Below are 20,576 nucleotides of genomic sequence, written 5' to 3'. Positions count from 1 at the left end.
TCGGCCACGCTGCGGCGCAGCGTGGCCGAAGACGTGACGGACGGCGTCCGGCGGCGAATCGGCGGGCGTCGTTCACATATGCTTCATGCATACCGGCGGGTGGCCCGCACGGTGGCAACGAGAGGGCGAAACGTGGCTGAGATGCGCATGGGCGCCCCGGCCCGGCCTCCCATTACGGCACCCTTCCCGGTCCAGACCGTCCCCGGGGCGGACGACCGGGACTCCGTCTGGGACGTCAGCGGTTCCATCCTGCTTGTCGAGGACGACGCGGGCGACGCGCTGCTCGTCGAGGAGATGCTCGCCGACGGTGAGCTGGACTCGGCGCTGACCTGGTGCAAGACCCTGTCCGAGGCGCTGGCCTACCTGCGCGCGCACCGGGCGCCCATCTGCGTCCTGCTCGACCTCCACCTGCCCGACGTCCACGGTCTGCGGTCCGTCACCCAGATCGTCGAGTCGTCCCCGGACGCCGCGATCGTGGTCCTGACCGGTCTCGCGGAGGCCGACGCCGGGCTCGAGGCAGTGGCGACCGGAGCGCAGGACTACCTCGTGAAGGGGCGGCTCGATCCGCAGGCGCTGTCGCGTGCGATCCGGTACGCCCTCCAGCGCAAGCAGGTCGAAAGGGCGGCGTCCGCCCTGCGGGCCAACCAGCTGATGGCGCAGGAGAACGCGCGCCTCGAACGCGGCCTGCTGCCCGTGCCGTTGCTGAACGACGACAGTTTCCAGGCCGTGGCCCGCTACGAGCCGGGCCGCGCCCACGGTCTGCTCAGCGGTGACTTCTACGACGTGGTGCAGACGGCCGACGGCACGGTGCGGGCGATCATCGGCGACGTGTCGGGGCACGGCGCGGCGGAAGCGGCGCTCGGTGTGTGCCTGCGCGTGGCCTGGCGCACGGCCGTACTGTGCGGAACCGATCCGTTGCAGCAGCTCGGGCTGCTGGAGTCCATCCTGGTCGCCGAGCGTTCCGATCCCCACGTCTTCGCGACCGTCACCTCGCTGGTCTTTCCGCCCGGCCGGGACCGGGTCCGCGTCGTCCGGGCCGGCCATCCGGGGCTGCTGCTGCGGCGCGGCACCGACGTCGAGTGGGTGGAGCCCGAGGGCGGGATGGCGCTCGGCCTGCTGCCCGGGCACGGTCAGTGGCCGGTCACCGATCTCGAACTCACACCCGGTGCCGGGCTCGTCCTGTTCACCGACGGCCTCTTCGAGGGGCGCACCGGACCGCGCACCCGGCTGGGTGAGGAAGGTCTGCTCGACATGGCTCGGAGCCGGGCCCAGCTCGCCGCCCGCCCATTCATCGACGCACTGGTCGCGGGCGCCTCGGAGGCGGCGACACCCCACGGGGGTCTCGCCGACGACGTGGCCGTCCTGCACCTCGGCTGGAGAAACACCCCCCATGAGCAGTGAGATACCCGACACCACCGCGCCGGCCACCGGGCTGCGGGCCCGGCTGTCCGTCCAGAACTGGGTCCATCTGATCCTGGGCGCCTTCGTACTCGTGGTCTGCGGCTGCCTGGTGGCCGGGGGGCTCGTCCTGTCCAGCATCTCCGACCGGACCACCGAGCTGGTGGACCGCATCCAGCCGGCCCGCTCCGCCTCCTTCCAGCTGCAGAACGCGCTGCTCGACCAGGAGACGGGCGTGCGGGGCTACGCGCTGACCGGTGACGCCTCGTTCCTGGAGCCGTTCGCGGCGGGCAAGAAGGCCGAGAAGGACCGGCTGGCGCGGGTGCGCTCCGCGATCGGTGACGGCGAGCTGTACAACCGCGACCTCGACCGGATCGCCGCCGCCGCCGCGGAGTGGCGCAGGGTGCACGCCGACCCGCTGATCGCCACCGTCCGCCGCGACGGGCCGGGCGCCCGCTCGTCCGACCTGACCAGTGCGAGCAAGGCCGCGTTCGACGAGCTGCGGCAGCTCTACGGCACCCAGCAGGCGCACCTCGACGCCGCCCGGGACCGGGCGCGCACCCAGCTGGACGACGCGCGCCACACCCGCGACCGGGTGCTGACCGCCCTGGTGATCGGTTTCCTGGTGTGCGTGATCTCCCTCAGTGTGCTGCTGCAGCGCATGGTGGGGCGCCCCCTCAACGCGCTGGCCGAGGCATCCAGGCGGGTGCGGTCCACCACGTTCCGCCGGAGTCGCATCGAGGTGCGCGGGCCGTCCGACGTACGGGCGGTGGCCTCGGCGGTCGAGGACATGCGCAGCCGGCTGGTGGCGGAGCTCGACGCCGCGCAGGAGCGGGAGGAACTGCTCGCGCAGCAGACGGTCGAGCTGCGCCGGTCCAACTCCGAGCTGGAGCAGTTCGCCTACGTCGCCTCGCACGACCTCCAGGAGCCGCTGCGCAAGGTGGCGTCGTTCTGCCAGCTGCTGGACAAGCGGTACGGGACCGAGCTGGACGGCCGGGGCAAGCAGTACATCGACTTCGCGGTCGACGGCGCCAAGCGCATGCAGGTGCTCATCAACGACCTGCTCACGTTCTCCCGCGTCGGGCGCGTCCACGACAGCTGGAGCCCGGTCGACCTGGACCGGGCGCTGGACCGGGCGATGACCAATCTGGCGCTGGTCATCGAGGAGTCGGGGACCACGGTCGTCCGCGGGAACACGCTTCCCTCGGTCACCGGGGACCCCACGACGCTCGCGATGATCTGGCAGAACCTCATCGGCAACGCCGTCAAGTTCCGCCGCCCGGACGAGCCGTGCGTGATCACGGTCGAGTGCGAGCGGGAGAACGACGACTGGCACTTCACCGTGACGGACAACGGCATCGGCATCGCGCCCGAGTTCGCCGAGAAGGTCTTCGTCATCTTCCAGCGGCTGCACCCCCGCGACGAGTACGACGGCACGGGCATCGGCCTCGCCCTGTGCCGCAAGATCATCGAGTTCCACGGTGGCCGGATCTGGCTCGATCCGGAGTCCCGCCGGGGCGCCCGTATCCACTTCTGCCTGCCCGTCGACGCCCCCGCGGCCGCGGAGCCGGCCGGCCCGACCCTTCCTGCCGAGACTTCCGGAGAGACCGCGTGAACATGCCCGAGATGCCCATCGAGATCCTGCTGGTCGAGGACGACCCCGGCGACGAGCTGATGACGCGTGAGGCGTTCCACGACAACAAGATCCGCAACACGCTCCACGTGGCGCGGGACGGCGAGGAGGCGCTGGACTTCCTCTACCGTCGCGGCGCGCACGCCGAGGCGCCCCGCCCCGACCTGATCCTGCTCGACCTGAACCTGCCCAAGTACGACGGCCGGCAGGTGCTGGAGCAGATCAAGCAGGACCCCGTGCTGTCGCTCATCCCGGTGGTCGTGCTGACCACGTCCTCCGCCGAGGAGGACATTCTGCGCAGCTACAAACTGCACGCGAACGCCTATGTCACCAAGCCGGTGGACCTGGACCAGTTCATCGCGGCCGTGCGCCAGATCGACGAGTTCTTCCTCACCGTGGTGCGGCTTCCCGGTCGCGCGTAATATTCGCTGACGCTGCTTGGGAGTGGGATCTCCCGACGTGGGTACACGATCACCAGAAAGAGGTCTGCGACCTCCCCCGCTGCGCCCTGGCTGGAGCACATGAACGAACAGGCGATCTCCCGGCCGGACGACTCTCCCCGGAGCTGTCCGCCCACGGAGGCATTGCACAGCGCCGAGGTGTTCGACGGCGAGCCGGGGTGCATTTCCCAGGCGCGGGCACTGGCCGACTGTTTCCTGGGCAGGCTGGTGTCCGAGTGGATGGCGGTGCTCGGCACCCACACCCGCAACGACCTGATGCTGGCGGTGAGCGAGCTGGTGACCAACGCCGAGCGCTACAGCCACGGCCCGTACCTGCTGGAGCTTGAGGGCACGGCGGAGCGGATCAGCATCACGGTGTACGACAGCAGCAGCGCGCTGCCGGTGTTCTACGCCCCCGATCCGAGCCGCCTGGGCGGTCACGGCATGGAGATCGTGGTGGCCCTGTGCGACCGCGTCACGGCGGAGCGGGTGCCGGTCGGCAAGCGCATCCGGGCCGAGTTCACGCTCAGCAGCTGAGCCGGTCGGCGGGTGCCGGCCGCGCCGGGGATCAGCCCTGGCCGTCCTGTCGGCCGAACCAGTCGATGCACATGACCAGCGCGTCGTCGAGCGTGTCCGATGAGCGGTGTTCCGCCAGTTCACGCAGCACCGCCCCCGGCACCGCGGCCGCCGGCAGCAGCCGGGTCGCGAGGACCGCCCTGGCCAGGCCGCGTTCCGCGTACTTCTCGCCGAGGGGCGACACCGCGTCGTAGACCCCGTCGCTGACGAGCAGCAGCCGGTCCCCCGGGCGGGCCTGGAGGTGCTGGACGACGTACTGGGACTCCTCGAACATCCCCAGCGGAAGCTGGGCGTCCAGGGCCACCCGCGTGACCGTGCGGCCGCGCAGACGCCACAGCTGCGGGGAGCCCGCGTCCACCGCTTCGACCGACCCCGTGGCCAGGTCGAAGCGGAGCAGCAGGGTGGAGACGTGGGCGGCGCCGCGGTGCTGGTCGTAGATGGCCTGGTCGGCCAGGGCCGCCTGGTCCGCGATGCCGATCCCGGCTCTCCTGGCGTTGCGCAGCGCGTTCACGGCGAGGTTGGTGAGCAGCGAGGCGCGGATGCCCTCGCCCAGGCCGTTGGTCACGGCCACGCTGAGCTGATCGTCCTCCGCCGCCCAGTCGAAGTTGTCGCCGTGGATGGCGTAGGCGGGTTCGAGCTGGGCCCCTATGGCGTACTCCGCGGCGGTAAAGGACCGGGCGGGCAGCAGCTGCCACTGCATTTCGGCGGCGAGGGTGAGGCGCGTGGTGCGGCGGGCCCGCTGGTAGTGGTCGGTTTCCCGGTCGGCGACGACGATCTCGTGCCCGAGGAGCTCGGCGACATGGGTGAGGTCTTCCGAGACCGGCGGGGTGAAGCGCGCGGACGGCAGCCGGACGGTGAGGATGCCGAGGCGTTCACCCCGGGCGGTGACCGGAAAGTAGTGGTCGGCAGCGTCGTCGGGTCCGGGGCGGCCCTCGTGCGGGCGCTGGCTGCCGAAGGCACGACCCTGCGGGCTGTTGTGCATCGAGAGCGGCTGGGCGAGGCCGTCGGAGGGGTCGACCGGGTTGAGCACGGTCATTCCGTAGTCCGCCAGGAGCAGCTGCACCGAGCGGGCCCCGTACTTTTTCACCAGGAAGTCGCGCACCGTCCCGACCAGGGCATACGGTGCCGCCGCGCGTAGCGCTCGTTCGATCTCCGTGTGGGCATTCACGCTGTTTCGCCCGTTCTTCGGTGGGTGGCGGGGACGGAGCCAGGCTGACAGGAGCACGTTACGGGTGACAGAGTGGAAGAATGCCCCACCGCACCGGACTTCCTCACCGCCCTGAACAGGTGTCCGAGGACGTCTGTGCCGCGTCCGAACTTCTGGAGGTGCTGTGGGGCCGGGGCCAGGAGGCCGCCGCTCTCGGCGTGGTCTCCCCTTCCCAGCTTCGCGCGCTGCTCGTCATCGAGCAGCAGGAGGGGAGCAATCTCCGCTCGCTCGGTGAGGCGCTGGGCTCGCGGGCGCCCTCGGTGAGCCGGCTCTGCGACCGGATGGAGGCCATGGGGCTGGTCCAGCGGGACCCGAGCCAGACGAGCCGCCGGGAGGTCGAGCTGCGCCTGACCCGCCGGGGCAGGGAGCTGCTGGAGGAGTACCGGGCGATCCGCACCCGGGAGCTCACCGCCGTACTGGAAAGAATGCAGCCCTCCGAGGTGGCGGCTCTGGCCGCAGGGCTCACCGCCTTCCGCTCGGCGGCATCGCAGCGGCTCACCGGAAACCGGAGTCCGGCCGCACGGCTTCGCGACGATGTCGCGGACAGCGCCTAGCTTCATGCAGCCCTGCTTCCGCGTTTCTGACGGCGCTCCTCGGACGGGCGCACTCGTTGATCGTTCGGTACAGATTGTTGCCCGATGAAGAATGTTGTCAAATGGCAACTGTTACTTTTATCGTTGAGCATTCCCGCCGCGAGCAGGAACGGGGCAGAATTGGACTGTCCGCCTGATCCGGTGGTTTCCCACCGTCCAGTGCATCACGAGGTGAACGTGCTTCCACCCCCCAGCGCCGGCCGCGCCATGCAGATCGTCCCACGTCACGAACGAGGGGCGCTGGTGCTCGCGGTGACCGGCGACCTCGACATCGACAACGTCGCGCCCCTCGGCGCGGCGCTGGAGAACGCGTCGCTGGAGGGCACCGGGCCGGTCGTCGTCGACCTCTCGGATGTGAGTTTCGCCGACTCCACGACGGTGAACGTGCTTCTTCAGGGGCAGACCGCGCTCGGCCCCCGGCTGCGGCTGGCCGCGCCCTCCGTCTTCATGGAGCGGCTGATCGGCGTGCTGAAACTCGACAGCGCGCTTCCGGTCTTCCCGAGCGTCGCCGAGGCGATCGACCCCTCGCTCCCCGCCTAGCGAGACCGCAACGGCCGAGCGCCCTTTCTCCCGTCCGAACCGGAGAAAGGGCGCTCGGCCGTTGCGGCAGCCGGGTCAGTCCAGAGCGGGCGGGGCGTCCTCGGGTGAGGTTCCCCACGCCGACGGCTCGTCGCCCACCGTGAAGGAGAGCGAACGGGCCGAGCGGATGTCGTCCGTGGTCAGGTACGTACGCGCCTGCGGTGCGCCGTCGAGCCGGGCGGACTGGATGTAGCGGTCGGTGGCGGAGGTGCCGGGGGCGCTGACGGTGAGCGCCCCACGCGGGTAGTAGCGGCGGTCGAGCCGGATGTCGACGCGTTCGAACGCCGGCGTGGACAGGCCCCAGGTGTCGGTGCCCGGCTGGACCGGGAAGACGCCGATGGAGGACAGCACCATCCAGGCGGACATCGTCCCCAGGTCGTCGTTGCCCGTCATGCCGGTCGGACCGTTGGTGAAGAGCGTCAGGGCCGCGTGGACCACATCGGTCGTCTTCCACGGCCGGCCGGTGGACAGGTAGGTGTACGGGGCGATGAGGTCGGGCTCGTTCTGCGGGTTGTACTTGTCGGCGTTGTAGTACGCGTACGGGCCGTTCACCCACACCTCGCGGGCCGTCTTCGCCGGGTCGGCGAGGAGCTTGTCGTACGCGAAGAACGAGTCGAGCCGCTGGTTGGCTGCGTCCTTCCCGCCGATCAGGTCGACCATGCCGGGGATGTCCTGCGGCACCATCCACTGGTACTGCCAGGACGTGCCCTCGTGGAAGCCCTCGCTCTCGGCCGGGTCGGCGGGGCCGGTGAACGCTCCGGAGGCGTCGCGGGCGCGGAAGAAACCGGTCGAGGGGTCGAAGATCTTCCGGTAGTTCCGGGCGCGGGCCTCGTAGCGCGCGGCGTCGGCGTCGTGGCCGAGGTCGCGGGCCATCTCGGCGAGCATGCCGTCGGCCAGGGCGTACTCCAGGGTGGCGGAGGCGCCGTGGTCGAAGTCGGAGTCGCCGGGCTTGGCGTGCTGACGGCCCTTGATGTATGGGGCGAAGCCGTCCGCCAGGTACTGGACGTTGGCCTCCCGGCCGACCGGTGCGGAGCCGGCGGGCGGCACCCCGTCCGCGTTCTTCTTCAGGGCCCGGTACGCCTGCTCCTCGTACCCCCTCAGCAGTCCCTGCTGGTAGGCGTTGGTGAGGAAGGGGGTGACCGGGTCGCCGGTCATGATGTTCGTCTCGACCGTGCCGTAGCCCCACTTGGGCAGCCAGCCGCTCTCCGCGTCGATGCGCAGGACGGATATCGCCATGTCGCGGGACTCGCGCGGGGCGAGCAGCGAAAGCAGCTGGGCCTGCGTGCGGTAGGTGTCCCAGAGCGACCAGTTCTGGTAGTAGGTGAAGCTCTTCGCGCGGTGCTTCTTCTGGTCCCAGCCGGTGTAGCGGCCGTCCACGTCGCTGCCCACGTTGGGCGCGAGGAAGGACCGGTAGAGGGAGGAGTAGAAGGTGCGGCGCAGTTCGTCGCTGCCGCCCTTGGCCTTCACGCCTTCGAGGCGGTCCTCCCAGGTGCGCTGCGCGGCGCGCCGGACCCGGTCGAAGCTGCGGCCGCCCTCGGCGCGGAGGTTGAGCGCGGCGCCCTCGGCGTCGACGTAGCTCAGGGCGGTGGTGGCCTCGACGGTGCGGTCCTCGGTGGTGTCGAACCGCAGCCAGGCGCCGTTGCGGGCGTCGGCTGCCGTGGACTTCTCCGAACCCTCGGTGACGGTGTCGCCGTTCCAGGTGCCGGAGGTGGTGAACGGCCGGTCGAAGCGGGTGACCGTGTAGAGCGTGTACGGCTTGGTGTCCTGGCAGAAGCCGCTGCCGGTGATGGCGGTGCGCACGGTGCGGCTGTCCAGGATCTCCACCTCGGAGGAGAGCGTCCGGTGCAGCGACTGGCCCGCGTTGAGCAGGACGTTGGCCTTGTCGGTGGCCGGGAAGGTGTAGCGCTGCACCCCCGTGCGCTGGGTGGCGGTCAGCTCGGCCTCGATGCCGGTCTTCAGCCCGACCTGGTAGTAGCCGGGGCTCGCCGTCTCGTCGTCGTGGCTGAATTCCGCCGCGTACTTCGCGTAGTCGGTCTCGGTGACGTCCCCGGTGGTGGGCAGCGTCGGCAGGTCGCCGCCCAGTCCGCAGCCGACACCGGAGAGGTGGACGGAGGAGAAGCCGCGGATGTGGTTCTCACCGTAGTCGTAACCGGTGTTGTGGCCGGTGTCCGGGGAGAGCTGCACCATGCCGAAGGGCACGGAGGCGCCGGGGTAGGTGTTGCCCTCGTTCTGGGTGCCGATGAACGGGTTGACCAGGTCGGTCAGCCGGCCGTCGCTCCGTGGGGCGGCTTCGGCCGTGGCCCCGGGGAGAAGGACACCGCCCAGGAGGGCGACGGCGGCGAGTACGGCCGCCGGGCCGCGCAGTCTCGGCCGTGGGGTCCGATGCATGGGGTTACTCCTTAGGACAACGTTGTCAGAGCGCGATCAATCTTCGATTCGGCCGTGATCCCCGTCAAGGGGGCGGACGGTGACGTTCCGTCCGGTGACGTGAAACGGTTCGTGGCCGCGCGTACCGCCGCCGGTTGATCGTTCTGACGTCCGCCGCGAGGAGGACTACCGTCAGGAGGAGGACACCCTGACTACTCCCGTACTACCAAAGCAGTACGCCGGATCGCCGCCTCAGGGACGACGACGCGGCGGCTGCAAAAGGGGATCGTGGTGTACATGAGCTCCCTTGCGCCGTCCGTGCTGCTGTCGCTGGTCTCCGCGGTCGCCTACGCGGCCGGGGCGATCGTCCAGGAGCGCGTGGCCACCGCCTCCGACGGCCGCTCACTCGCGCCGCTGCGCAACCGCGTCTGGTGGGCGGCGGTGACGCTGAACGGCGTGGGCGCCGTCCTGCACGTCGTGGCGCTGGCGTACGGACCACTGAGCCTCGTACAGCCGCTGGGAGCGCTGACGATCGTCTTCGCGCTGCCGATGGCCGCCCTGTTCGTACGCCGCAGGGCCGGGGCCACGGCCTGGCGCGGCGCGGTGATGGCGACGGTGGGACTCGCCGGGCTGCTCGCGCTGACCGGCAGCTCCGACGCGCACTCCCTGGGCCGCCCGCAGCAGTTGATGCTGGCCGTCGTCACCTTCGGCGCGGTGGCGGCGCTCGTCCTGCTCTCCCGGGCGTTGCGCCGGCCGGTGCTGCGCAGTGTGGTGCTGGCCGGGGCGGCGGGCGTCGCGTTCGGCATCGCGTCGGTGTACACGAAGACCGTGGCCATGGAGTGGACCGCGGGCTCGGTGGGGTCGGGGCTGCCGACGCTGCTGGTGATCGCGGCGCTCGCGGGCGCCGGCCTGCTGCTGTCCCAGGCGGCCTACCGGGGCGCGGGGCTGACGGCCCCGCTGGCCACGGTCACCGTGGTGAACCCGGTGGTGGCCGCGGCGGTCGGGATCACGCTGTTCGGCGAGCAGTTCCGGCACGGCACCACGGGCACGGTGCTCGCCCTGGCCTGCGGGGTGGTCGCCGCCGGCGGCCTGATCATGCTGACCACGGAACGCATGGGCGCCGAGCGCGCGGAGCCGGCGCCCGCCGAGGAGCCGCAGGACCCCGGGAAGGTCCTGCCGGCTCCGGCCGCCCCGCCCTCATCCGAGTCCGCGGGCCCGAAGCCGTCGACGGCTCCCCCGGCGCCGCCCATGCGGACGCCTCTGGAACGGCTGGCCGGACGCGTGGAGTTCGGCCCGCCGGGCGCGGGGCACCGGTCCGGCCCGGCCGCCGGGGCCGGCGTGACGGCCGTTGACCGCAGGGGCCTTCAGACCTTGACGCCGCCCGCCCTGAGGTAGGCCAGCGGGTCGATGTCGGAGCCGTACTCCGGGCCCGTACGGACCTCGAAGTGCAGGTGCGGTCCGGTGACGTTCCCGGTGGCGCCGGACCGGGCGATCCGCTGACCGCCGCCGACGTGCTGGCCGCCGCGCACCAGCAGCGAGGACAGGTGCGCGTACTGGCTGTACTTGCCGTCGCTGTGGCGGATGACGACCTGGTAGCCGTACGGTCCCGCCCAGCCCGCCGATACGACGGTGCCGGCCGCCATCGCCTTCACGGACGTGCCGGTGGGGACGGGGAAGTCGACGCCCGTGTGGTAGCCGCTGGACCAGGAACCCGCCTGGTGGTACGGCGTGCCGGTGCGGGCCGCGACCGGGGCGATGAGCGAGGTGTGCTTCTGCGCCTGGGTCTTGTGCGTCTCGGTCTTGTGGGTCTCGGTCTTGTGGGTCTCGGTCTTGTGCGCCTGGGTCCTGGGCGCCTCGGTCTTCTTCGGCTGCGGCTTCGCCTGCTGCTTCTGCGGCGCCGTCTTCGGGGTGGTCTTCGCCGCGGCAGCCTTGGGCTCGGCCTTCGTGGCCGTCTTCGGTGCGGCCTTCGTGGCCGTCTTCGGCGTCCCGGCCAGGTCGAGGCTCAGGCGCTGGCCGGGGAAGATCAGGTCCGGGTTGTCGCCGACGACCGTGCGGTTCGCCGCGTAGAGCCGCTGCCAGCCGCCTTCGAGGTGCCGGTCGACGGCGATTCCGGAGAGCGAGTCGCCGGGCGTCACGGTGTACGAGTCACGCTTGCCCGGCACGTGGGTCGGCGTCGCCTCGGCGGGCTTCGTCTGCGTCCTGCGCGGGGTCGCGGAGGCGCTGTCCGGCTTCTTGGGCGTGGCGACCCGGGCCGTGCGCTCGCTCTGCGGGCTGACGTCGGGCGAGTCGCCGCCCTGCGTCAGGCCGGCCTTTCCGGAGCAGACCGGCCAGGCGCCCGGCCCCTGGCCCTCCAGCACCTTCTCGGCGATGGCGATCTGCTGCTCCCGGGTGGCCAGGTCGGCGCGCGGCGCGTAGTCCGTACCGCCGTACGCGGCCCAGGTGGAGCGGGTGAACTGGAGCCCGCCGAAGTAGCCGTTGCCGGTGTTGATGTGCCAGTTGCCGGTGGACTCGCACGCGGCGACCTTGTCCCACACGTCCGCCGACGCCGCGCCGGCCGACGCGGCCGCGATGAGCGGGAGCGCGAGCCCCGCACCTCCTGCCGTGACCGTGAGCGAAGCCCGGTTGATGCGGCTCGGCTGATATCTGCGGTGCCGTCCGTTCGCGGCCATGACTTGGCTCCCCCACTGGCTGTAGGACATGTCGCAAGCGGTCAACTTATGTGCAGACAGCGGGTGATGACAAGACCACGGTACGTTTCGGCCACCGGCCCCAAGGGCGTGCGCGGGGCGCGCGGCGCACACGGTCGGCGGACGTCGGAGGGGAGCGGCGAGGCGGTACCCAGGGAGCGTTCGGAGGCACCGGTGGCCTTCCCATTGACCCGCGCGGTGATGTGAGCAGGCGCGCATCCCCGTCGAACTGCTCGCTCCCGGAGTCCGCCCCTGCTCCCATTGACACAGTCGGCGTCCGCCAGCGACGCTGGGCGCGACAGCCGGGAGAGCGCTCTCCGATCCGATCCATGGGAGCGCGGTGCACGAAGGAGCATGGCCGCCATGACGGACGAAGAGACCGATCCGCTGCTCGACAAGCTCGACGCGGCCCGGAAGGTCCGTCTGCTGACGGGGGCGAGCACTTGGCGTACGTACGGTGAAGCGGCTGTGGGGCTGCGGCCGCTCACCCTCTCGGACGGGCCGGCCGGAGTGCGCGGCGAGACCTGGGACGAACGCGAGACCTCGCTCGTCCTCCCCTCCCCCACCGCGCTCGCCGCCTCCTGGGACGAGCGGCTGCTGACGGACCTGGGCGCCCTGCTCGCCTCGGAGGCCAGACGCAAGGGGGTCGACGTGCTCCTGGCCCCCACGCTGAATCTGCACCGCTCACCGCTGGGCGGCCGGCACTTCGAGTGCTTCTCCGAGGACCCGCTGCTCACCGGGCGCACCGGCGCCGCGCTCATCAGGGGCATCCAGTCGGGCGGGGTCGCGGCCACGGCCAAGCACTTCGTGGGCAACGACGCCGAGACGGACCGGCTGAACGTCGACGTCCGCATGGACGAGCGGACCCTGCACGAGGTCTATCTAGCCCCGTTCGAGGAAGCGGTGGCGGCCGGGGTCTGGGCGGTCATGTCCGCGTACAACAAGGTCGGCGGCGTCACCATGTCCGCCTCCGCGCTCCTGGAGCGGCCCCTCAAGGAAGGCTGGGGGTTCGACGGGCTCGTGGTCTCCGACTGGGGAGGCGTGCGCTCCCTCCTGGAGACCGCGCGCTCCGGCCAGGACCTGGCGATGCCGGGCCCGGACGGTCCCTGGGCGGCCGGCCTGCTCGCCGCGCTGGAACAGGGCCTGGTGTCCGCCGATGCGGTCGACGACAAGGTGCGAAGACTGCTGAGGCTGGCGGGACGGGTGGGCGCGCTGGGTCCGGCCCGGCCGGTGCGGCGGCCCACGCTGGCACCGGACGCGCGGCGGGCGCTGCTGCGGCGCGCCGTTTCCGCCGGGGCGGTGCTGCTCCGCAACGAGGGCGGGGTGCTGCCGCTGGACCCGGCGGCGCTGGACTCGGTCGCCGTCATCGGTACGCACGCCACGGCCGTACGCATCCAGGGCGGGGGCAGCGCGGAGGTGTTCCCCGAGCACGTGGTGACCCCGCTCGCCGGGATCGAGAAGGCGTTGGACGGGGTGGCCGAGGTGACGTACCGGCCGGGTCTCGCACCGTCGGGGGTGCCGGAGCCGCTCGGCCGCGACCGGGCGCGCGATCCGCGCAGCGGCGAACCCGGGGTGCTCGTGCGGCTGCTCGACGGCGCGGGGGCCGAACTCCACGCCGAGCACCGGCTGTCCGGGCGGATCGTGGAGCCGTCGGTCCCGGCCGGCGATGCCGCGCTGGTGGAGATCCGGGCCCTGTTCCGCCCGGCCGAGAGCGGGGTGTGGACCTGGGCGGTGGGCGGCTGGGGCGACATCGCGCTGTCCGTCGACGGCCATGAGGTGATGTCCGGCACCTTCCCGCTGGACAGCGACGACCCGACCCGGGTGCACGTCGCCCCGCCCCTGCACACAGCCCGGGCCGCCCTGGTCGCCGGCCGGGAGGTGGAGGTGGTGGCACGGCGCTCGCTCACCCCGGGGTCGGGTGTCGCGACGGTCCTCGCCGCCGCCCCACCCGCCGGGGACGCGGCCGCCGCGCTCGCCGACGCGGTGTCCGCCGCGCGGGCGGCCGATGTCGCGGTGGTGGTCGTGGGCACCACGGAGCAGAGCGAGTCGGAGGGGCACGACCGCGAGAGCCTGGACCTCCCGGAGGGGCAGGACGCACTCGTCCGGGCGGTGGCGCGGGCCAACCCGCGCACCGTCGTCGTGGTCAACGCGGGCGGCCCGGTCGCCCTGCCCTGGCACACCCGGGTGCCCGCGCTGCTGCTCGCGTGGTTCCCGGGCCAGGAGGCCGGGGACGGACTGGCGGACGTGCTGTTGGGCCGGACCGAGCCCGGCGGCCGGCTGCCGACCACCTGGGCCGCCGCGCAGGACGACGTACCGGTGCTCGGCACCGCCCCCGACGCCGACGGCCGGCTGCGCTACGCGGAGGGCCCGCACATCGGCTACCGCGCCTGGCTGCGGTCCGGGACGGCCCCGGCGTACTGGTTCGGCCACGGACTCGGGTACACCGGCTGGGCGTACGAGGAGCTGACGGCCCCGGCGGCGGTGCGGGCCGGGGAGCCCTTCGACGTACGGGTGCGGGTGCGCAACTGCGGGCGGCGGCGCGGCCGGGAGGTGGTGCAGGTCTACCTGGCCCGCACCGATTCGGCCGTCGAGCGGCCGGTGCGCCGGCTGATCGGGTACGCGGCGGTCGAGGCGGACCCCGGGCAGAGCGCGGTCGCGGTGGTCCGGGTGGGCGGGCGCGCGCTGGCCCACTGGGCGCCGGGGCGCGGCGGCTGGGAGACCGAGCCGGGCGGGTTCACGCTGCTCGGCGGGCGTTCGGCGGGCGATCTGCCGCTCGCCGCGAAGCTCATGGCGCTGCCGCGCCCGGACTCGGCCGGGAAAGGATCCGATAACGGTTCGGAGCATGATGGAGAGCGCTCTCCGCTGATGCTATAAATGCGCTCATGACGGATGATCTGCGACCGGCCGGAACACCCACCCTTGAGGACGTGGCGAGGGCGGCCGGTGTCTCGCGCGCCACCGTCTCCCGGGTGATCAACGGCGTACGGAATGTCGACCCGGTGATTCAGGAGGCCGTGCGCCGGGCCGTCGCCCTCACCGGCTACGCGCCCAATCGCGCGGCCCGCTCCCTGGTGACCCGGCGCACCGACGCCATCGCGCTGGTGGTGTCGGGCGCGGGCGTCGAGCCGGAGCCGGAGGAGACCGCGCCCCCGGCCGACGCGGACGGCGACGGGGCCGAGGCGGGCAGCGGGGCGTCCTTCACGGGGCAGGTCTTCGCCGACCCGTTCTTCGGCCGGGTCGTGACCGGGGTCGTCGACTACCTGCGGCCGCGCGGGATGCACCCGGTGCTGATGTTCGCCGAGACGTCACGGGCCCGCGAGGACGTGGTGTCGTTCCTGCGCCAGGGCAGCGCGGACGGCGCGCTCGTCGTCTCGACGCACGCGGAGGACCCACTGCCGGGCATGCTCACGGACGCGGGGCTGCCGGCCGTGCTCTACGCGCGCCCCGCCCGCGCGGCCCGGATCAGCTATGTCGACGTCGCCCACCAGGACGGGGCGCGGCTGGCCGCCGAGCATCTGCTCGCCCGGGGCTGCCGACGTATCGCGACCATCACCGGCCCGCTCGACGTGCCCGCCGTGCAGGAGCGGCTGGCCGGTTTCCGCGACACGATGGCGCGGAACGGGCACCCGTACATCGCGATCGCCGAGGGGCGGTTCACGCAGGAGAGCGGTGAGGCGGCGATGGAGCGGCTGCTGACCGAGCACCCCGATCTGGACGGGGTGTTCGCGGCCAACGACCTGATGGCGATGGGCGCCTGTCATGTCCTGCGGGAGCACGGCAAGCGGGTGCCGGATGACGTCGCGGTGATCGGCTTCGACGACAGCAGCGCGGCGTCCGCCTGCCGCCCGCCGCTGACCACGGTCCGCCAGCCGGTGGAGGCGATGGCCGCCGAGATGGCCCGGCTGCTGATCGAGCGGCTGGCGAAGCCGGAGGGGGCCGCGACGTCCGTGGTCTTCGAACCGTCGCTGGTGGTGCGGGAGTCGGCGTAGGCCCCGGCAGCTCCCGCTGGTGGCGGCGCGAACCGGGCACAGGCCCCGACGACCTCCGCTGGTGGCGGCGCGGGAGCCGGCGTAGTCCCTGGCAGCTCCCGCTGGTGGTGCGCGAACCGGGCGCAGGCCCCGGCAGCCCCCGCTGGTGGTGCGCGAACCGGGCGCAGGCCCCGACGACCCCCGCTGGTGGCGGCGCGGGAGCCGGCGTAGTCCCTGGCAGCTCTCGCCGGTGGTGCGCGAACCGGGCGCAGGCCCCGACGACCCCCACTGGTGGCGGCGCGGGAGCCGGCGTAGTCCCTGGCAGCTCTCGCCGGCCATGCGGGAGCCGGGCGTAGCCCCTGACAACCCCTCGACTCAGCCCGCCGTGTCCGACGCGGTCCTGGGGCGCTCCCTGCTCCGTACGGCGTCCGCCGGGGTCCGCAGCTCCGGTGCCGGGGGGCCGCTCCGGGGCGCGGGTGACGGGCGGCTGCCGCCGCGGGCCAGGAAGTCGGCCAGGGGGAGCGTCGCCGCGCCGACCGTGACCGCGTCGGGCCCGAGGCGGCCCATCTCGATCGTGGTGCGGGCCGCCGCGTGCTTCAGCGCGTACTCCTGCGCGTACCGGCGGATGTCGGGCAGCAGATGCGGGCCGATCAGCAGGCCCGCCCAGCCGCCGAGCAGGATGCGTTCGGGCAGGAAGAGGTTGATCAGGTCGCCCAGGGCCGCGCCCAGGCACTCGGCCGTCTCGTCCAGCACCGCGACCGCGACGGGGTCGGGTTCGCCGGCGGCCGGGTAGGCGGCGGCGAGCAGCGCGGCGAGCGCGGTCTCGTCGTCGGCGTCGGCGGGCAGCGGGCCGCCCGCCTCGTGCCACCGCTCGCGCATCGCCTCGGCGCCCGCGTACGCCTCCAGGCAGCCGATCGAGCCGCAGCGGCAGCGCCGGCCGCGCAGTTGCACGGTGCTGTGGCCCCATTCCAGGGCCTGGCTGCTGCGGTCCTCGTCGAGGAGGTCGCCGTGGTTGACGCAGGCGCCGACGCCGGAACCGATGAGCGCGATGGCGGAGGCCCCCGCGCCCCGGCCGCCGCCGAACCACATCTCGGCCTGGCCGAGGGTCTTGGCGCCGTTGTCGATGAAGAAGGGCACCTCGGGCGGGACCCGCACGGCATCCCGGAGCAGCTGCTCGAAGGGCACGGCGCTCCAGTCGATGGTCTGGCCGTGCACGACGGAGCCCACGTCCCCGATGGCGCCGTCCGGTGCGTCGCGCTCGATGATGCCGGGGACGCCGATCCCGATGCCGAGCAGCCGGTGCGGGTCGGCGCCGGCGTCCCGCAGTACGTCGGCGACGCCGCTGCGGACATGGCCGACGATGCGGTCGACGTCGTAGCCGTGCTGGGCGAGCAGCCTCTCGGTGCGGGCGAGTTCGGTCAGGGAGAGGTCGAAGAGCTCCACCCTGATCCGGGTCTCGCCGATGTCGATGCCGATGAGGAGGCCACCCCCGGGGGCGACGCGCAGCAGGGTGCGGGGGCGGCCGCCGTCGGAGTCGACGACACCGGCCTCCTCCAGGAGGTTCTCCGCGGCGAGTTCCGCCACGACGTTGCTGATGGAACCCGAACTCAGTCCGGTGGCCGGTCCCAGCTCCTGGCGGCTCAGCGGGCCGTCGAAATACAACCGTTGCAATACCCTCGCCCGGTTGCCCCGTCGCAGGTCACGCACGGTCCGTCTGTTGCGCTCAGCCATGTGGCTCCTTCCCTGCCCGAAACATACCGCGCCCCCGGGACTTGACGCGACCTTCTCTCACCTCTTAAATCACGTCATAAATTAAGCCCTGAAGGTCGTTCGGTTCTCGAACACAGCCTTCCTCCCCGGAAAGGGGCCACCCAGCATGCGCACCATCAGAGCCGCGGCAGCCGTCACCCTCGCGATCGCCATAGCCGCCGGAGTCACCGGCTGCGGAGGCGGTTCGTCCGCGAGCGGCGGCAGCAACGATTCACCGAAGACCCTCACGTACTGGGCCTCCAACCAGGGCCCCAGCATCGAGGCCGACAAGAAGATCCTGACGCCCGAGCTGAAGAAGTTCGAGGAGCAGACGGGCATCAAGGTCAAGCTGGAGGTCGTGCCGTGGGCCGACCTGCTCAACCGGATCCTCGCCGCCACCACGTCCGGTCAGGGCCCGGACGTCCTGAACATCGGCAACACCTGGTCCGCCTCGCTCCAGGCGACGGGCGCGCTGCTCCCCTGGAGCAAGGAGAACTTCGACGCGATCGGCGGCCGTGACCGGTTCGTCGACTCGGCGGTGGCCTCGGCCGGCGCGGAGGGCCAGGACCCCTCCGCGGTGCCGCTGTACTCGCTGGCGTACGCCCTCTACTACAACAAGAAGAGCTTCGCCGAGGCCGGCATCGAGAAGCCCCCGGCCACCTGGGACGAGCTGGTCGCGGACGGCAAGAAGCTGTCCAAGAACGGCAAGTGGGGGCTCGGCGCGGAGGGCGCCAACCTCTCCAACAACATCCACCAGACCTTCGTCCTGGGCCAGCAGCACGGCGCGGACTTCTTCGACGCCGACGGCAAGCCGACCTTCACCTCGGACGGCGCGGTCGCGGCCGTGAAGCAGTACATCGACTTCATGGCCAAGGACAAGATCATCGCCCCGGGCAACGCGGAGTACGCCCAGAACCAGTCCCTCACGGACTTCGCCAAGGGCAAGACCGCGATGGTGCTGTGGCAGGCCGCCGCCTCCACCTTCGCCTCCCAGGGCATGAAGCCCGAGGACTGGGGCGCGGCCCCCGTCCCCGTCGCCTCCGGCACGCCCGGCGCCGGCAAGAACGTCAACTCCATGGTCGCCGGCATCAACATGGCGGTGTTCAAGAACACCAAGAACGTCGACGGCGCCAAGAAGTTCGTGAAGTTCATGACGAGCGACGCCGAGCAGAAGCTGCTGAACAAGACCTACGGGTCGATCCCGCCGGTCAAGACCGCCCAGGCCGACGAGGCGTTCTCGGCGCCGGACCTCGCGGTCCTGCGCGACACGCTGGCCAAGAGCGCGGCCCCGCTGCCGCAGGTGCCCAACGAGTCGCAGTTCGAGACGGCCGTCGGTACGGCGGTCAAGGAGCTGTGGGCCGACGCCGCCGCAGGACGCCCCGTGACCACCGAATCCGTCAAGGCGCGCCTGGAAAAGGCCCAGCAGACGATGCAGCAGTAAGGCACCCTTCATGACCGCCACCGCGACCACCGACAGCCTGAAGGAAAAGTCGGACAGGGTGACGAGCCGGGGCAGCGGGGGTGCGCGCAGGAGACTGCCGCGCATCCCCGACCGGATCCGCCAGGGCGGACTGCCCTATCTCCTGCTCCTGCCGGCCGTCCTGCTCGAACTCCTCGTCCATGTGATTCCGATGATCATCGGAATCGTGATGAGTTTCCGCCAGTTCACGCAGTTCTACATCAACAACTGGGGCGGGGCGCCCTGGAGTGGCTTCGACAACTACAAGATCGCCGTCGACGTCAACGCCCCGATCGGCGAGGCACTGCTCCACTCGTTCTTCGTCACTTGCGTCTTCACGTTCTTCGCCGTCGGCCTGGCGTGGCTGTTCGGGGTCGCGGCGGCGATCATGCTGCAGGAGAACTTCCGCGGCAGGGGCTTCCTGCGGGCGATCTTCCTCGTCCCGTACGCCCTGCCGGTCTACGCGGCCGTCATCACCTGGGCCTTCATGTTCCAGCGGGACAACGGCCTGGTCAATCACGTGCTCCACGACCAGCTCGGCCTCACCGACCAGCCGTCGTTCTGGCTGATCGGCGACAACAGCATCTACGCGCTGATCATCGTCTCGGTCTGGAAGGGCTGGCCCTTCGCCTTCCTCATCGTGATGGCCGGGCTGCAGAACATCCCGCGCGAACTGTACGAGGCCGCCTCGATCGACGGCGCCGGCATCTGGCAGCAGATCCGCAAGATCACGCTGCCCTCGCTGCGCCCGGTCAACCAGGTCCTGGTGCTGGTGCTGTTCCTGTGGACGTTCAACGACTTCAACACCCCGTACGTGCTGTTCGGGAAGGCGGCCCCGGAGAACGCGGACCTCATCTCGATCCACATCTACCAGTCCTCCTTCGTCACCTGGAACTTCGGCACCGGCTCCGCGATGTCCGTGCTCCTGCTGCTGTTCCTGCTCGTCGTGACGGCCGTCTACCTGCTCATCACCTCACGCGGAAGGAAGGGTGCCGATGCCTAGCCATGCCCAGCCGTCCGCGCTGCCGGCGAAGACCGGACCGCGCTCGCGCTCCCGTTCCCCGATGGCCGCGCCGCAGTCCTTCCTCTGGACCCGCCGCGTCATCCTGACGTTCTTGGCCCTCTTCGCCCTGCTGCCCGTCTACGTGATGGTCAGCAGCTCGCTCAAGCCGCTCCAGGACGTGTCGGGGAAGTTCCACTGGATCCCGTCCGGACTGACCGTCAAGCCCTACTTCGACATCTGGGACACCGTCCCGCTCGCCCGGTACTTCGTCAACTCGCTGATCGTGGCGGGCACGGCGACGGTCCTCTCGGTGATCATCGCGGTGTTCTCCGCGTACGCCGTGAGCCGCTACAAGTTCCGCGGCAAGCGCGTCTTCACCGTCACGGTGCTCTCCACCCAGATGTTCCCGGGCATCCTCTTCCTGCTCCCGCTGTTCCTCATCTTCGTCAACATCGGCAACAGCACGGGCATCGCCCTGTACGGCTCGCGCGGCGGACTGATCCTCACCTATCTGACGTTCTCGCTGCCGTTCTCCATCTGGATGCTGATCGGCTACTTCGACTCGATCCCCCGGGACCTGGACGAGGCCGCGCTGGTCGACGGCTGCGGACCGATCCGCGCCCTGTTCCAGGTCGTGGTGCCGGCCGCCGTGCCGGGCATCGTCGCCGTCGCCGTGTACGCGTTCATGACGGCCTGGGGCGAGGTGCTCTTCGCCTCCGTCATGACCAACGACACCACCCGCACCCTGGCCGTCGGCCTCCAGGGCTACGCCACGCAGAACGACGTCTACTGGAACCAGGTCATGGCCGCCTCGCTCGTCGTCAGCGTCCCGATCGTCGCAGGCTTCCTGCTCCTGCAGCGCTACCTGGTGGCCGGCCTCACCGCGGGAGCCGTCAAGTGACCGCTATGGAAAGGAA

The 20,576-nt window shown here is 71.5% G+C and carries 16 protein-coding genes; 12 read left to right on the top strand and 4 right to left on the bottom strand.

Annotation, left to right across the window (positions count from 1 at the left end; all coding sequences use genetic code 11):
• Positions 1 to 141: 141 nt before the first annotated feature.
• The 4 genes from E6R18_RS05420 (at position 142) to E6R18_RS05405 (ending at position 4,008) form a co-directional block, all read left to right on the top strand.
• Positions 142 to 1,401: a SpoIIE family protein phosphatase gene (locus tag E6R18_RS05420; RefSeq protein ID WP_136315745.1), complete on the top strand. Its 1,260-nt coding sequence runs from the start codon at positions 142 to 144 to the stop codon at positions 1,399 to 1,401.
• Entirely contained in the window at positions 1,391 to 3,013 is a 1,623-nt protein-coding gene (locus E6R18_RS05415; protein ID WP_136315679.1) for a sensor histidine kinase, read from the top strand. The genes E6R18_RS05420 and E6R18_RS05415 overlap by 11 nt, the downstream gene beginning before the upstream one ends.
• Positions 3,010 to 3,453, top strand: a complete 444-nt coding sequence (locus E6R18_RS05410) for a response regulator (RefSeq protein WP_168712279.1) — start codon at positions 3,010 to 3,012, stop codon at positions 3,451 to 3,453. Before E6R18_RS05415 ends, E6R18_RS05410 begins: the two co-directional genes overlap by 4 nt.
• A gap of 99 nt (positions 3,454 to 3,552) precedes the next feature.
• Positions 3,553 to 4,008, top strand: a complete 456-nt coding sequence (locus tag E6R18_RS05405; protein ID WP_136315678.1) for an ATP-binding protein — start codon at positions 3,553 to 3,555, stop codon at positions 4,006 to 4,008.
• 31 nt (positions 4,009 to 4,039) lie between these two features.
• On the opposite strand, the gene E6R18_RS05400 is transcribed toward E6R18_RS05405, so the two are convergent.
• Positions 4,040 to 5,215 carry a PP2C family protein-serine/threonine phosphatase gene (locus tag E6R18_RS05400; protein WP_136315677.1) on the bottom strand — a complete coding sequence of 392 codons (1,176 nt, stop codon included), beginning with the start codon at positions 5,213 to 5,215 and terminating at the stop codon, positions 4,040 to 4,042.
• Between the two features lie 80 nt (positions 5,216 to 5,295).
• Between E6R18_RS05400 and E6R18_RS05395 the strand changes: the two genes are divergently transcribed.
• The gene (locus E6R18_RS05395; protein WP_136315676.1) at positions 5,296 to 5,808 is read left to right on the top strand and encodes a MarR family transcriptional regulator; all 513 of its coding nucleotides are present in this window, start codon (positions 5,296 to 5,298) and stop codon (positions 5,806 to 5,808) included.
• A 246-nt stretch (positions 5,809 to 6,054) separates the two neighbouring features.
• On the top strand, positions 6,055 to 6,387 hold the full coding sequence (locus tag E6R18_RS05390) for an STAS domain-containing protein (RefSeq protein ID WP_136315743.1): 333 nt from the start codon (positions 6,055 to 6,057) through the stop codon (positions 6,385 to 6,387).
• A 75-nt stretch (positions 6,388 to 6,462) separates the two neighbouring features.
• Here E6R18_RS05390 and E6R18_RS05385 read toward each other — a convergent pair whose 3' ends face one another.
• Positions 6,463 to 8,814, bottom strand: coding sequence for a GH92 family glycosyl hydrolase (locus tag E6R18_RS05385; protein ID WP_136315675.1), 2,352 nt, complete (start codon positions 8,812 to 8,814; stop codon positions 6,463 to 6,465).
• A gap of 267 nt (positions 8,815 to 9,081) precedes the next feature.
• On the opposite strand from E6R18_RS05385, the gene E6R18_RS05380 reads away from it, so the two are divergent.
• Positions 9,082 to 10,188: a DMT family transporter gene (locus E6R18_RS05380; protein ID WP_136315674.1), complete on the top strand. Its 1,107-nt coding sequence runs from the start codon at positions 9,082 to 9,084 to the stop codon at positions 10,186 to 10,188.
• On the opposite strand, the gene E6R18_RS05375 is transcribed toward E6R18_RS05380, so the two are convergent.
• The gene (locus E6R18_RS05375; protein ID WP_136315673.1) at positions 10,158 to 11,462 is read right to left on the bottom strand and encodes a transglycosylase family protein; all 1,305 of its coding nucleotides are present in this window, start codon (positions 11,460 to 11,462) and stop codon (positions 10,158 to 10,160) included. The two genes, E6R18_RS05380 and E6R18_RS05375, sit on opposite strands and share 31 nt — an antisense overlap.
• Positions 11,463 to 11,834: 372 nt before the next feature.
• On the opposite strand from E6R18_RS05375, the gene E6R18_RS05370 reads away from it, so the two are divergent.
• Together E6R18_RS05370 and E6R18_RS05365 are read left to right on the top strand one after the other, a co-directional pair.
• The gene (locus tag E6R18_RS05370) at positions 11,835 to 14,354 is read left to right on the top strand and encodes a glycoside hydrolase family 3 C-terminal domain-containing protein (protein ID WP_136315672.1); all 2,520 of its coding nucleotides are present in this window, start codon (positions 11,835 to 11,837) and stop codon (positions 14,352 to 14,354) included.
• Between the two features lie 8 nt (positions 14,355 to 14,362).
• Positions 14,363 to 15,469 (top strand): LacI family DNA-binding transcriptional regulator, encoded by a 1,107-nt coding sequence (locus tag E6R18_RS05365; RefSeq protein ID WP_136315671.1) that lies wholly within the window; start codon positions 14,363 to 14,365, stop codon positions 15,467 to 15,469.
• Between the two features lie 354 nt (positions 15,470 to 15,823).
• Here the strand turns inward: E6R18_RS05365 and E6R18_RS05360 are convergent, their stop codons facing one another.
• Positions 15,824 to 17,179 carry an ROK family transcriptional regulator gene (locus E6R18_RS05360; protein ID WP_206308219.1) on the bottom strand — a complete coding sequence of 452 codons (1,356 nt, stop codon included), beginning with the start codon at positions 17,177 to 17,179 and terminating at the stop codon, positions 15,824 to 15,826.
• Positions 17,180 to 17,324: 145 nt separating this feature from the next.
• On the opposite strand from E6R18_RS05360, the gene E6R18_RS05355 reads away from it, so the two are divergent.
• Genes E6R18_RS05355 through E6R18_RS05345 form a run of 3 tightly spaced genes read left to right on the top strand, consistent with a single transcriptional unit; the run spans position 17,325 to position 20,560 of the window.
• The gene (locus tag E6R18_RS05355) at positions 17,325 to 18,638 is read left to right on the top strand and encodes a sugar ABC transporter substrate-binding protein (protein ID WP_136315669.1); all 1,314 of its coding nucleotides are present in this window, start codon (positions 17,325 to 17,327) and stop codon (positions 18,636 to 18,638) included.
• A 10-nt stretch (positions 18,639 to 18,648) separates the two neighbouring features.
• Positions 18,649 to 19,659, top strand: coding sequence for a sugar ABC transporter permease (locus tag E6R18_RS05350; protein WP_136315668.1), 1,011 nt, complete (start codon positions 18,649 to 18,651; stop codon positions 19,657 to 19,659).
• Entirely contained in the window at positions 19,652 to 20,560 is a 909-nt protein-coding gene (locus E6R18_RS05345) for a carbohydrate ABC transporter permease (protein WP_136315667.1), read from the top strand. The genes E6R18_RS05350 and E6R18_RS05345 overlap by 8 nt, the downstream gene beginning before the upstream one ends.
• Positions 20,561 to 20,576: the final 16 nt, after the last annotated feature.

This window comes from Streptomyces sp. A1277 (assembly GCF_004795015.1).
GTDB lineage: Bacteria > Actinomycetota > Actinomycetes > Streptomycetales > Streptomycetaceae > Streptomyces.
The sequence above is the reverse complement of the archived record's forward strand: the minus strand, read 5'-3'. Positions and strand labels throughout refer to the sequence as shown.

Coding starts and splice junctions, on each gene's coding strand:
- E6R18_RS05345 (WP_136315667.1), top strand. CDS start 19,652: ATGCCTAGCCATGCCCAGCCGTCCGCGCTGCCGGCGAAGACCGGACCG.
- E6R18_RS05355 (WP_136315669.1), top strand. CDS start 17,325: ATGCGCACCATCAGAGCCGCGGCAGCCGTCACCCTCGCGATCGCCATA.
- E6R18_RS05375 (WP_136315673.1), bottom strand. CDS start 11,462: ATGGCCGCGAACGGACGGCACCGCAGATATCAGCCGAGCCGCATCAAC.
- E6R18_RS05370 (WP_136315672.1), top strand. CDS start 11,835: ATGGCCGCCATGACGGACGAAGAGACCGATCCGCTGCTCGACAAGCTC.
- E6R18_RS05360 (WP_206308219.1), bottom strand. CDS start 17,179: ATGGCTGAGCGCAACAGACGGACCGTGCGTGACCTGCGACGGGGCAAC.
- E6R18_RS05395 (WP_136315676.1), top strand. CDS start 5,296: ATGCCCCACCGCACCGGACTTCCTCACCGCCCTGAACAGGTGTCCGAG.
- E6R18_RS05415 (WP_136315679.1), top strand. CDS start 1,391: ATGAGCAGTGAGATACCCGACACCACCGCGCCGGCCACCGGGCTGCGG.
- E6R18_RS05350 (WP_136315668.1), top strand. CDS start 18,649: ATGACCGCCACCGCGACCACCGACAGCCTGAAGGAAAAGTCGGACAGG.
- E6R18_RS05385 (WP_136315675.1), bottom strand. CDS start 8,814: ATGCATCGGACCCCACGGCCGAGACTGCGCGGCCCGGCGGCCGTACTC.
- E6R18_RS05390 (WP_136315743.1), top strand. CDS start 6,055: ATGCAGATCGTCCCACGTCACGAACGAGGGGCGCTGGTGCTCGCGGTG.
- E6R18_RS05420 (WP_136315745.1), top strand. CDS start 142: ATGCGCATGGGCGCCCCGGCCCGGCCTCCCATTACGGCACCCTTCCCG.
- E6R18_RS05365 (WP_136315671.1), top strand. CDS start 14,363: ATGACGGATGATCTGCGACCGGCCGGAACACCCACCCTTGAGGACGTG.
- E6R18_RS05405 (WP_136315678.1), top strand. CDS start 3,553: ATGAACGAACAGGCGATCTCCCGGCCGGACGACTCTCCCCGGAGCTGT.